Consider the following 12458-nt stretch of genomic DNA (forward strand, 5'->3'; position numbering starts at 1 on the left):
CGTTCGCCGCCACGACGCACGAAATGCGAGAACGTCGATGGCAGCTCAATTCGTGAGCCCACCGGGAAGATCGCAGCCGCGATGGGACTTTCCCTCATTCTCCCCGTCGCTCCGCACGAGCATGCGAAGTGCTTCGGGGCGAGCGACAAGGGGCGCGTGCGAGCGCTGCCGATCTTACGGCGCGAGCTTGAGCACTCCCGGCATGAGGCCCTTGTGGATCACACAAAAGAAGTCGACCGGATCCTTGAACTTGTCCGTGACTTCCAGCCGAAGGCTTCCAGTGAACCCGACGCCGAACTTACTGGTGGTCCCGTTGCAATCGAGTTCGCGGAGCGCGGCGTTGGGTTTGGCCGTCGTGTCGTCGCAGGCAAGCACGGGACTCTTGTCCTCGGCCGGAGACCCGCCATCGGTTCGCTTGATGGTGACAAATCCGTGATGGACGGGGCCGCTGGGGATCTGAACCTCGACGATGTCGCCGACCTTCAGATCATCGACGGCGAGAGGTGTGGAAGCCGTCGATTTCTTGTCCTTGTAGGTCCAAGCGAGCCCCTGGACACCGATCACATGGGTGTCGGCCGCAGATGCAGCACCCGCAAATGCCAGAGTTGCACCGACAATGATGCTCGCCGTCGGAAGCGGCATTGACAACGTCCTCATTGGTCTCCTCCTCACTTGGCGTTTTGACGCTATTGCGCTGCCAGCCCGGGACCCCAGACCTCGATAGGAGCCATCAACCCTTTGTCCTCGTGCTTGAGGATATGGCAATGGAAAACGAATCGTCCGAGCTGCTGGCTTGTATCGAAGCTCATCACCACAAACACCGACTGCCCCGGAGGCAGCGGAATCGTATCGTGCCAGCGTCGCGTCGCGCCGGGATCCAGGTCGCTGTTTTGTTGATCGTCATAGAGATCATAGTTTGGCGTATTCGCCGGGCATGCGCCCTGGCCGCAAGTGCGCGCCGAAGCGGGAGGCTTTATGAAATAGCTGTTGAGTTCATTGCCTGTCGCCAAACGAAATTTCATCTGGTGAATGTGGAAATTATGCAGAGTGCCGGTTGCATTGGTCAGAACCCAAAGCTGTTTGTGGCTGCCCGCATGAGCTTTCTTGTCGATGAAGACACACACATGCTTCTTCGTCCAATCGACCAGCTCATCGCTTCCGACATATTCCTCGAATGGGATGCCCCCTCCGTTGAGCCCGACCGTGTTTTTGTCGGGATCTTCATCCGGTGGCGGGTTGTGCATCGGTTCGTCCTGCGGGTCCGGTCCCGTCGGGCGTATAATCTGGGTGAAAACGCTCCAATCCGTCATTTTCCCGTTGCTCGTCGTGACGCCATCCAGAAACATGACACGGCGATATTCGCGAAATGCCGGGGCCAGATCGCGAATGCATCCCGGGGGTAGCTCCGTCGTCTCAATCGCCAATGCGGCACTCGGAGTTTGGGGTGGACCGGGAGTGGCGACGGCAGCATTCAATGCGATCCGCACGTTGCTGGTCGTCGCATTTGGCTCCAGCACGATACGGGCCAGCTGGATCTCCGGCCATTCGTCCGTCCCCGCTTCGACCGTGTGCTGCTTGGTCTTGAGAATATAGACCCGCTGGCGCTCGTGCTTGTCGTCGTTGCGCACGTAAATCTCCGCACGCGTGGCCGGCATCATCAGCACATCGTCATAGTCGACGGCCTGCACCGGTTTCTGTGCCTGCCCGGGCGCAATCGGTATCGCCGGGACGACTCCATCGAGGCTGAGGATCGTCATCCGCAGAGGCTTCGTGTCCGTCGCGTCCTCGTTCCGCAGCTCCAGCCAGTACGGGATGTTGGCGCTGAGATTGCCCAGCCGGAGGAGGAGATTCTTGCCGCCCTCCACAGTGATCGTCGGGTATCGCTGCCCGTTCACAGTAAAAAGCAGTGCCTTCTTCTGCTCGCGCTGACAGAAGCCGGTTCGCAGCTTCGGATCGAGGTCCGGTCCGGAACCGTCCGGCTTCCACACCCCGCATGGCTTGCCTGGGGTAAAATCCCGCGCGGCCGGATCGGGATCCCACGTCGCGGCATCGCCGTTCGCCTCGCCGGGGAGCTTGGCGATGTTCATCACCGGCATGTCGCGGAGCAGCGCATAGCGCACCATGGTGATGCGCTTCAAGTCGCTTGTGTCCTTCGCGATGTCGTTGGAGCACTTCTCCTTGTCGTTCGGATCCGGCAGACAGCCCGCCTTGACGTTGGCCGTTGCTTCGCCGACCGAAAGCAGTCCCGACATTCCACCCATCACCTGATCCGACGAGGTGCCGTGCAGATGCGAGTGATACCAATTCAGCCCAAGAGGGTGCGGGATGAGTCCCGTGCTTTCGAGAACGCGTGCGTCGATCATGTCATTGCCGGGGATCGGCGTCTTTCCCGGGATCGGCACCTTGTAATCGAAACGCAGGCCGGACTTGAGATGGACATAGACGTTGTCACCCGTGCCAAGCTCCGCGGGCGCGGGTCGCGCGTTGTTCGGCGATACGATTCCGCCATGAAAATAATGAAGGTTCGTCGAACCGTCATTATGGTCGTGCATGCTGCCGTTGGCGCTGGGGGTGAGCGCGTTGATCAGGTGCGCCGAAACGGTATCGCCCGGCATCGCTTCAACGATTGGGGTCAGATAGTTGTAATTGTAGTTTCCGGAGGTGACCTTGTAGCCACCCATGACGATCTCGGCGCTGGCTGCCCTCAGAGTGATCTTCACCTCGTTTTGGCCAATGCCGAGCGGCGTAATGGAGCAGATGGCGGCGAGATCAGGCTGTCCTGCCGTTGCTTCAGAGCAGATTGGCGGCTGAACGAGCTCTGCTGCGATTGCCGGCTGAAGCAGGAAACCCACGGCGACCCCGGTCACCCATGCAGCCTGGCCAAACCGGATCGGAAGCCGCGCTTCCCACGGATTTAAGCGTTGCATCACCTGACTACCCAAATGACGGTGCGCACATGACGCCGCGCACGAAAGCGCGGACCAAATTCAATCGATTCAAAAAATAGTTCGAACTAAATAAAAAGACGTGAGCCACCTCACGTTGCCGTTGATACTACATGCACCTTTCTGATGTAGTCAATCCATTCCACGCAGCCAGCGACGAAGACCCCAGATGCGGCCATTGATTGAAATGGCTGGTCTGAGGACATTTCCGGCTCCGCGAGGGCGGCCGGTAACATAGGGACGATCAAACAGCCATTCGGAGGCAGCCGCGCCGGCTGATCCGCAGACTGTTTCAGCTCCTTCTGCGGGCGGTCGCCGGAGCTTCCAGTCCGGCCGTGACGATGCCGTTCCGCCAAAGCCAACCCAGAACCGCCAGGGCCTTCTCCATGCGGTTTGCCAGATTGCGATCAGTTCGGAGCGCGGTGGACAATGTCGATATCGATGCGAGGACCGCATGAAGCGGTACGCCGTCCACGAAGGCGACGGCTTCCTGCAAATTCGGATGGAACAGGAAGGTGGTGCGGACAACTTGGGCGCCGATCAGGCTGGGTGACTGCACGAGCTCGGCTGCTGCACTCAGGGCCAGTATCTGGTCCGGCGGCGGCAATGGTGTTGCTGGCAGGGCGTTTTCGACACGCGGCGGCATGGGCGTCGCCCGAACACGCCAAAACTCAGTCGCGTGGACATGGTACGCCTCGGCGTATCGGTCCGATGACCAGCTGCGATGTGTCGCGGCTTGCGCGGATCGGCGCGCCTTCCAGTATTCGCTTGCGGCGTCCTTGTCGGACGACGGCGCGAGCATGGTGTTGACGACCGGGCCCGCGCGGAGCGCAGATTGAATTGCGGCTTGGACGCCGCTAGACGACAGCGGATCGAGGGCTGTGTCGGCATCGCCAATCCGCGACACGCCCGGCTCGTCATTGTCTGTTTGATAGGGCGCGGCGTCGCAAACCCGCGGCTCGCCTTCAAGATCGAGGCCGGGTCCGAGCACGCCGGCTTCTTCTAATAGGCGCAAATAACGGTCGCCCAGCGAGCCCGCCATTTCCCGGAGGGGGTGCGCTGCCGCGAACGCGATGGCAAGGCGTCGACGACCTGCAATTGGCGCTGCCCAGCTCCAGGACGACGCGGCGGCGCCGATGCGCACGCTGGCCTGCGTGTTGCCGCTCCACGTGCCGCGTAGCGCCAGAGTGCGGGGACCCATTCAGGTTCGCCGCTACCGAGCGCGCGAAGTTCTGCCGCGCGCATCGATGATATAACGGTCCCGTATTGGCGGCCCGACGGTTCGGTGACATCGGCTTGCCATCCAGACCCATCGCGTGCCAGTCGATCTATCCCGGCGGGTTGGAGAACCCGAACGCCGCAATCTGCTCCCGCACTGAGCAGGTCCGCGTCAAACCGACCTCTGTCCGCGATCAACGTGGGGACCGGTGCCGGCTGGAAACCTGACGATCCCCAACGCAATTGCACAGTGGGCCGGATCGTCCAAGATGTGCCGGATGCCCAGGAAGCCGAGTTGGTGGATGACACCGGGACTGAGGCAGACGCCGACATGTTCGCGCGGGAAGCTTCAACAGCGGACGCACGCGCTCGATGATGCGCTCGAAGCTGCCTCGGCCTCCCTTGGAGGGACGAAGGCGATCATGGACATCGGCCGGCCCATCGAGGCCGACCGTGACGGCAAAGCCATAGGCGTCGAATCGCGAGGGACAGCGCGCGCACGGCCCGGTGGTTCGTCGCCGATCCGGGGCGCCTCGGGCGCGAGCCCGGACACGCGCAGCAACTCCGACATTTGCTCATCGTCGGTCGCGGAGACGTCGCAAGACTCCGCGAAGCTCCTTCCAGCCCTCTTGCATGTCCATGCGCGCGATCGTTCATACGCGTATCTCGCGAGCGAGCAGTAGTCTCTGTTCTCAATCTCCTGCGTCGTCCACGTGGTTGGGGTTGTGGCAGCGATCAGCGAAAGAAAGTTGAGAGTTGCAGTCGAACCCGTGCCGGCCTCATTCCAAGGATCAAGCACGAACACATTCTGTTTAGCGGCGAAAGCCCGATGGAAGAAGGGTCCGGCTGCTTGAGCAATTTCGCCCTCCGGGTCGACAACGACGTCGGCTTGATCATCAAGCCCGCTACCGAAAAGAAACGGCGCAATCGCGTTGGTAAATTTGCCGCCGCCGACGTCACCTACAATGGGCTGACTAAGATCAGCGTTGTATCGGGAAGGGCTCAAAGTCGTTCTTGCTCTCCCACCCGAACCCGACAAACATTCCCGACGACGACAGCAGCTCGGAATCGTCTGCCTCGTCGCGGGTCGCCCATCGGGCTGTCCCATGAACTGACATGCTGAATTCCCCAACCCGCCCAAGGGCGGCCCCACGCAATTGGCATTTAGATTGGCACCGTCATATTCTCACCGCCATAGAAACATCCGCCGGTTGCATAGCGCATTTTTTCATGAGACAGTTGGGTCCGGGTAGCTGAGTATCCTGGAGCCGCCCAATGGCGATCTCCAGCCTCAATCACAGCTTTTTTGGCCGGAGCACCCATGCTGCCGGCTCCGCCAGCTTTTTGCCCGCTACGCCACCGGTCAAGACCGTTGCATGGAAATCATCAGCCGCCGGATGCCTAACGACCGGTCCGGCCTTATGAGGGGGGCTGGATCAGGAAGAGCAGGCCGAGCGCAAGAATGCCTGCGTTATCGACAAGGTGGTGGTGGCCCTTCCCTTAGAGCTGACCCACGATGAAGATGAAAACGTCAGCATTGTATATGCCTTCTGCCACCGAAGGACGGGCCTCCTGGGCGGCCGCCATCCACGCTGGGCCAAAAGACCTCGATAATCCTCACGCCCACATCATTTTCAGGGATCGTGACCGAGAACCGGCAAACGGGTTGTGATGACGACCGAGCGTGGCAGTGCCGAGCGCTTCCAAGAGGGATGAGAGCAGGAAGCCAATATCGTCCTTCAGAGGGCCGGATATGACATAAGGATGGACCGGCGCAGCCTGGCAGATCAAGGCATCGACCGCGAGGCCCAATTGCATGTAGGCCCCGCACGGAGCACTACCGCGAACGATACCAGGAAGCTTATTCCGCGAGCCAGTTGCACGGCCTCGCACGGGTTTTGGCCATGAAAGCGGAGGGCGCCGCGCCGCGACGGATTCGACACGCTCGGAAGCGGCGGATTAAACTTCTTGGCAAGATCTCAGAGTCCCTCGAAAGGCTGTTCGACGGACCTGCAGGACAAAAACGACAGGACGAAGGACGAGAGATGGCAGATGACAGGAAAACAATACCATTCGGCCGGTAGAACAACAGCAGCGCCAGGCAGAGGCCGAGCAAGCGGAATCGCACAAGGCCGAGATGGAGGCCTATTTGGAGCAGCGCTCGTGCGAGCGCGGTGTTGATCGAGTAAGATCGCGATAACTGGCACGCGACACTTTATTGGAGTTAGTTCCTGCGGAGCACGTCATGGTTTATTTGCTGCTTTTTGTGATTTCTGCCGCTCTGACGATTTTTCTGACGTTTCGATCGGAGCTTCCTTTCGTCGGAAAGCTAGGAGTGAACATCGCCATTGCAACTTTTGCATTCTATTGCCTACTTTTTGCGAAAGGCGTCTTCTTCAACCCATTCAATACCGGCGACCCGACCATTCCGTTCGGCGACAAGCTGTCTGACTTCTCACCTTTGCACCTGCTGGCGGCTATCTTTGGTGCGCTCCTTGGCATCGTCGGCAGCGTGTATTTCAAGCTCGGTACCCTTCGTGCTCCTTTGGCTGCATTTGTCCGCCCCGCGTGCTGCGCACCCATGACTCTCATACCGGTCATCAAGCTCGCAGAGTCGGCCAATGACACATCGCTGCTTGGGGTTGCGACTCTTTTCTTGCTGGCCTACCAGACCGGCTTTTTTTGGGAAACGTTGCTTCGCACAACGACGCGAACCAAAGCTAGCAGGTAGTATGCGTCCCCCTCGTTTTCTCACCGCGAGGCTATGGCGACTGCTCGTCATGGCCGCAGCATTGTACTGCGAAAGCGCTCTCGCCTGTCCGCAGGTGCCAGCCGATGCCAGATTCACGGTGGTAAGGTGCGATGATCAACCCGCACCAACTCCTTGGTCCCAGCTTCTCAGGATACTCTTTGGCCTCGACGCCCGCGCAACGCGTCCCCTTAGAGTAGCCGTGGTAGCTGGCATAGACCGCTATCCGCAGATGGCCAAAGAGCCCACGCTTCCACCCGCAGGAAAGGATATAGAGAATCTTATCGATCTCTTCGCGAATTTTCTGGCCTACGATGTAGTGATCGTTTCCAAGAATGAGGCTGTGGAGCCCACTCAATTTGTTCGGCTCTTTTCAGAGTACCTACCATCGATCCTTCAAAATCGTTTTGGTTCACAAGTTGTGTTTGCATACAGCGGACATGGAGGATTCTGGGCCAACGAGTCGTATATTCTTACACAACGTGCCGAACGCTTGATTATTGACAGTCAGAAGAGCGCAGACGACGCTATTTCCATGACCGATTTGCGATCGATGTTGAGGCCAACGATTATTGCGTCACACCAATTCCTTGCCCTGCTGAACTCGTGCGAAGGCGGAGCGTTTCTGCGGGATAGGTTGCGGTTCGGGCAACCGTCTTTCAAGGACGAAGCCGCCGTCGCAGCCACAGCTGGCCGCGAGCAAGACATCGTGTACGCGGGACCTAAGGGGATGGGGAGCGTGTTCTTCGAGACCATCATCTCCATTTTGCGAACGAACAAGCCGCCGGTCTGGATGTCAGCGAGCGGGCAAAATCAGCCACCCCAAGGAAATCCACCAGATCAGCCTGCGGCGACGCCAGATGGGATGATCACGCTGACCGACCTGATGTCCCAAGTACGAGGTTTGGTAAACCGCTATGAAAACTACCGCGTTCTTCCCCAATGGGGCCCGATCCTGGATAGCAGGCGAGAAAGCGACTTCGTCTTTTTTGTCGATGCGCCGAAAGTCAAGGAAGCACTAAAGCGAACACACTTCAAAAGCGCGCGCGCTGTGTTTGGCGTGAACGAAGTGCCGACGCCCCCTGCGTGGCCTCTCACCAATCTGTTCTCGATTGAAGAGGCCCAATCTCTCGCAAAAGAAGGCGATTACGAAGTCCTTGGTATGAAGGCCGGCAGGCGTTCCCAGATTTGCTTTATCGAATCGACGGGCGTTGCATACGGAAATTCATTGTTGGAAAAGAACCAGTTCCGCATGTGGCAGATGCGATTGTTCGGCACAGGGAAGCAGACAAAACTTCGCTACATTCCGTTTCAGGATGCGCTTCCAAACACCGCAGCCGGCTTCTGGTACCTGGTCGATGCGGATGCCCTATCAACACTCCGTCCAGCAACAGGTATCGAATTCGTCGTAGATCGCGCAAGTAATGACAATTCGATGAGGGTGAAGATCGATAAGCCCACAGAACGAATTCAAGAAGGGATTGGCATAGAGCTCAAGTATAGAAATGGGAATCTGTTTGACGAAATCTCGAATGGTCGATGGATTTCGGTTGCGGGGTTTGAGCGAAGCCAGCCCCTCCCGTTAACGCCCACCTTGGTGGAAATGAATCCGAAAACACTTGCCTTCTTGAACAGTCGAATATCCGGATCGATCGCTATAGCCAAGATCCTCGGTGTACAAGAGGACTTCGTCAAGCGTACGGCCGCAATGAAGGATCTGGTCAGGTACGATACCGAGCCAAGCTCCCAAAACGTGTCCGACATTGCCAAACGGGGAGAGTTCAAACAAGATAACCCGTTCACGAGTCGCCACGAAAACGCGGGGTACCAAGCCCTGCCATACGATCAACAGTTGCTCATCCAACGCTTGTCAGAAAAAGATTGGTTGGCAATTCTGTCTGCATATGACGTGGAACGGGAAATCTTCGGTGAGCAAATTAGCCTTTTTGGATTCACACGCGCATTTGCCAAACTCCGTGAGGCATGTGCGCCGAACAATCCTTCTCATTTTCCGCCTCTGCCAAAACGTACATAACGCGACCTAGCAGCCCGAACCGGCGCGCCGCAACCATTGAGTAGTGGGACGGAGCTGCGCCATTCCATATGTACAGGCAGAACGCCCTGGAATCGACAAAGCATCCCTACCACATGCCCGCATGCGTCTTGGGGCTTTGTGCTCAGTCGGGCGATAGCGTACTTTATCTACGCCGCGAGCCGCGGTATCTGCCCTTCGGCCAACCGAAGGAATTGAGTGTTGCAAGCCCGGGATTTGGACTTCCCTGGGAACATTCGAAGCCGCAGTTGGATCGCAGACGTTGCGCTCTTGCCGCTCGGCAAGAGCGTTTGATTTTCAGTCCGGTTGGGTTGGCACGATGGCAGCCCGGCGCCGCTGTAGATCCCCAAAGTGCAGGCAGCATTCACACGGTAGGCGCTGAATTTTCAGATTGCAAGAGCCGAGCCCAAGAGCTTTGACGATTGCTCAGTAAATTGCCTGTATGCAAGACAATTGGTTCTCGGGACCACAATTGGGGGGATCGTACCGTGACAGCTTCTCTTGATGGCGAAATTCGCGGCGGTCACCATCATATGCAGGTCCGCGTCTATTTCGAAGATACGGACTCCGGCCATATTGTTTATCACGCGAATTTCTTGCGCTTCATGGAACGCGGCAGAACAAATTACTTGCGTTTGCTCGGAACGAATCAGCGAGAGCTCCTCAAAGAAGCGCAGAACGATGCGCCAGGCTTTGCCTTTGTGGTCCGTTCGATGACCATCGATTTTCTAAAACCGGCAATCTTGGACGACCTGCTTGAGGTTGTCACAGTTCCAGAAGAGGTGAGGGGCGCATCGATTGCCTTGCTCCAGGAATGTAGGCGCGGAGACGATCTTTTAGTCACGGCCCGCGTACGCGTGGCATTTATCTCGGGCGGATAAGCACAGCGCATCCCGAAGTCACTGCGGCTCGCCATGGAAGGGCATGGATAAATCTACGCTTGTTCACGCTATAGCCCTCCAACGCCCCAATGAAATCAAGGCGCTGTGTTGCGATGTTGGCAAGCCAGAGTTTTCCGGCATCGTCTATCACGCCAACTATCTGCGCTTCATGGAGCGCGGGCGGACCAATCATCTGCGGCTGATGGGCGCCGAGCAGCAGGCATTGTTCGAGCAGGCCGGGGCGGAAGAGGCAAGCTTCGCCTTCGTGGTGCGCTCGATGCATCTCGATTTCCTCAAGCCTGCCCGGATGGACGACGTGCTCGATGTCGTGACCTGGCCGGTCGCCGTGAAGGGCGCCTCCATCATGCTGGCGCAGGAGGTGCGGCGCGGCGAAGTCGTGCTGGTCAAAGCCGAGGTGCAGGTCGCCTTCATCAGCGGCGGACGTGCCCAGCCGATCCCGAAATCGATCCGCGCCTTGATGAAGGCTGATCTGATTTCGTGATCGGGCGATAGCGGACGGCCTCTCGACTCCTCCGCGCGCGGCGATAGATTGCACTCCCGCCAACCGATGAGGCCCTCATGTCGCGCCCGCCGCTCCCGCCCTTTACCCGTGAGACCGCAGCGCAAAAGGCCCGCATGGCCGAGGATGCCTGGAATTCGCGCGACCCGGTGCGCGTCTCGCTCGCCTATACCGAGGACAGCCGCTGGCGCAATCGCTCCGAGGTTTTTCAGGGGCGCGAGGCCATCGTCACGTTCCTCACCCGCAAATGGGAGAAGGAGCACGACTACCGCCTGATCAAGGACCTCTGGGCGTTTGACGAACACCGCATCGCGGTTCGCTTCCAGTACGAATGGCACGATGCGAGCGGCCAGTGGTATCGCTCCTACGGCAACGAGCAGTGGGAGTTCGACGAGCACGGCCTGATGCGGCGCCGCGAGGCCTCGATCAACGACATCGCGATTGCGGAGAAGGACCGGCGGTTTCACTGGCCGGCACCGGGGCCGAGGCCTGCGGATGTGGTGGGGCTGGGGACGGATCCGTTCTGAGGCCTATCAAGACGAGCTTGTCGCTTTCTTCCCTCTCCCCTTGTGGGAGAGGGTGGCTCGCCGCGAAGCGGCGAGACGGGTGAGGGGTCTCCCTCAGCGAGCACCTCTCGCGATTGAATCCGCGGATAGAGACCCCTCATCCGGCGCTTCGCGCCACCTTCTCCCACAAGGGGAATAGTTGACCCTCACCGAGCCGCATCGTATATCACTGCCCAACCATAACCTATTGTAATTCCTTAAGTCTACCTCACTGAGCCTCACCGAGCCGCATTAGGCCACAGTGCCAGTTTAGGGACACTTTGAGGGTCACCGAGGGCAGGATCATGGCGCGCAGCATCTATTCCAACAATCTGAAAAACCGAACCAACCGACTCAAGCTGCCGATCAAAAAGAAGCCGTACAAGGTCCTGATCGCGCCCGGCATCTTCCTTTGCTATCGCAGGAACACAGGTCCCGGCACGTGGAGCGTCGAAGCCGGTTGGTTGAAGCGCTTCGCCATCGCCGACGACTACGAGCCCGCGAACAACGGCAGCGTGCTGACCTTCTGGCAGGCGCAGAAGAAGGCGCTGGCAATGGTCCGTGGCAGCGAGGGCGACAGCGACAAGCCGGTGACGGTCGATGAAGCGCTCACCGCTTACGAGACCGATCTCAAGATTCGTGGCGGCGCGATCTACAATGCGACCTCGGTCCGCAACCATCTGTCCCCGGCGATACTGTCCAAGGTGGTGATGCTGCTCACCGAGATCGAGCTGTTGAACTGGCGCAACGGGCTGGTCACCAAAGGCTTGAAGCTGTCGAGCGCCAACCGCATCGGCAAGAGCTTTAAGGCCGCGCTGGCGCTGGCGGCCAAGCGCGACAGGCGGATCACCAATAGCGCCGCATGGAAGAACGGCCTGAAGCCGCTGAAAGCCAAGGGCGGCAGCAACCCGCCGCGTGACAACTACTATCTGCCGGACTCCGACATCCTCGATGTCGTCCGCGAATGCTATGTGGAAGATGCCGACTTCGGCGCCCTGATCGAAGTGCTGGCGGTGACCGGCACGCGCGAGAGCCAAGCGCTCAAGCTGTGGCCTCATGATATTCGCGACGAAGACGCCGAGAAGCCGCGCCTGATGCTGTGGTGCTCCAACAAAGGCAAGGACCGCGACCCCGAACAGCGGCAGGTCGCGATCACACCGGCTTTGGCCGCGATGCTGCGCAAGCGGGCTGAGGCACGCGGCGCCAAGCAACCGCTGTTCGATCGCATCTGGAATATGGCCGCGCGGTTCCGCGTCGTGCTGGAACGGCTCGACCTCGACCTGACGCTGACGCCGTACACGTTGCGGCATAGCTCGATTATCCGGCAAATCCGCGCCAACACCCCGCTGCGCATGGTCGCCTACGGGCACGATACCTCCGTTGCCGAGATCGAGCGCACCTATGCGAGATACCTTGATGATGTTTCCGACGACCTCACCCGCCGGGGGATGCTCACCGAGCCGGCGAAGCCGGACAACGTCATCCAGCTCGCCGATGTCGTGAAAGCCTCCTAGATCGCGCTGCGCAGTCCGCTGGTGCCATTCTTA

11 protein-coding genes are annotated in these 12458 nt (G+C 59.1%); 7 read left to right on the plus strand and 4 right to left on the minus strand.

What is annotated here, in order from left to right; all coding sequences use genetic code 11:
- Positions 1-174: 174 nt before the first annotated feature.
- From IVA93_RS06380 to IVA93_RS06395, 4 genes are all read right to left on the minus strand, one after another.
- Positions 175-657 (minus strand): hypothetical protein, encoded by a 483-nt coding sequence (locus IVA93_RS06380; RefSeq protein ID WP_157642895.1) that lies wholly within the window; start codon positions 655-657, stop codon positions 175-177.
- 29 nt (positions 658-686) lie between these two features.
- Complete coding sequence (locus IVA93_RS06385) at positions 687-2927, minus strand: multicopper oxidase family protein (protein WP_247531406.1); 2241 nt, start codon at positions 2925-2927, stop codon at positions 687-689.
- Positions 2928-3237: 310 nt separating this feature from the next.
- The gene (locus IVA93_RS06390; RefSeq protein ID WP_247361060.1) at positions 3238-4089 is read right to left on the minus strand and encodes a hypothetical protein; all 852 of its coding nucleotides are present in this window, start codon (positions 4087-4089) and stop codon (positions 3238-3240) included.
- A gap of 1691 nt (positions 4090-5780) precedes the next feature.
- Positions 5781-5981, minus strand: a complete 201-nt coding sequence (locus IVA93_RS06395) for a hypothetical protein (RefSeq protein ID WP_039798712.1) — start codon at positions 5979-5981, stop codon at positions 5781-5783.
- On the opposite strand from IVA93_RS06395, the gene IVA93_RS41110 reads away from it, so the two are divergent.
- From IVA93_RS41110 to IVA93_RS06425, 7 genes are all read left to right on the plus strand, one after another.
- Entirely contained in the window at positions 5928-6071 is a 144-nt protein-coding gene (locus IVA93_RS41110; RefSeq protein WP_198293341.1) for a hypothetical protein, read from the plus strand. The genes IVA93_RS06395 and IVA93_RS41110 overlap by 54 nt on opposite strands.
- Before the next feature lie 337 nt (positions 6072-6408).
- On the plus strand, positions 6409-6894 hold the full coding sequence (locus IVA93_RS06400) for a hypothetical protein (protein ID WP_247361062.1): 486 nt from the start codon (positions 6409-6411) through the stop codon (positions 6892-6894).
- Positions 6895-6943: 49 nt separating this feature from the next.
- Positions 6944-8947, plus strand: a complete 2004-nt coding sequence (locus IVA93_RS06405; protein WP_247789715.1) for a caspase family protein — start codon at positions 6944-6946, stop codon at positions 8945-8947.
- A 506-nt stretch (positions 8948-9453) separates the two neighbouring features.
- Complete coding sequence (locus IVA93_RS06410; RefSeq protein WP_247789716.1) at positions 9454-9846, plus strand: YbgC/FadM family acyl-CoA thioesterase; 393 nt, start codon at positions 9454-9456, stop codon at positions 9844-9846.
- Between the two features lie 43 nt (positions 9847-9889).
- Positions 9890-10348, plus strand: a complete 459-nt coding sequence (locus IVA93_RS06415; RefSeq protein WP_247367512.1) for a YbgC/FadM family acyl-CoA thioesterase — start codon at positions 9890-9892, stop codon at positions 10346-10348.
- 77 nt (positions 10349-10425) lie between these two features.
- Positions 10426-10893, plus strand: coding sequence for a nuclear transport factor 2 family protein (locus IVA93_RS06420; protein WP_018453738.1), 468 nt, complete (start codon positions 10426-10428; stop codon positions 10891-10893).
- Between the two features lie 323 nt (positions 10894-11216).
- On the plus strand, positions 11217-12425 hold the full coding sequence (locus IVA93_RS06425) for a site-specific integrase (protein ID WP_247789717.1): 1209 nt from the start codon (positions 11217-11219) through the stop codon (positions 12423-12425).
- Positions 12426-12458: the final 33 nt, after the last annotated feature.

Source organism: Bradyrhizobium sp. 155 (assembly GCF_023101105.1).
GTDB lineage: Bacteria > Pseudomonadota > Alphaproteobacteria > Rhizobiales > Xanthobacteraceae > Bradyrhizobium > Bradyrhizobium canariense_D.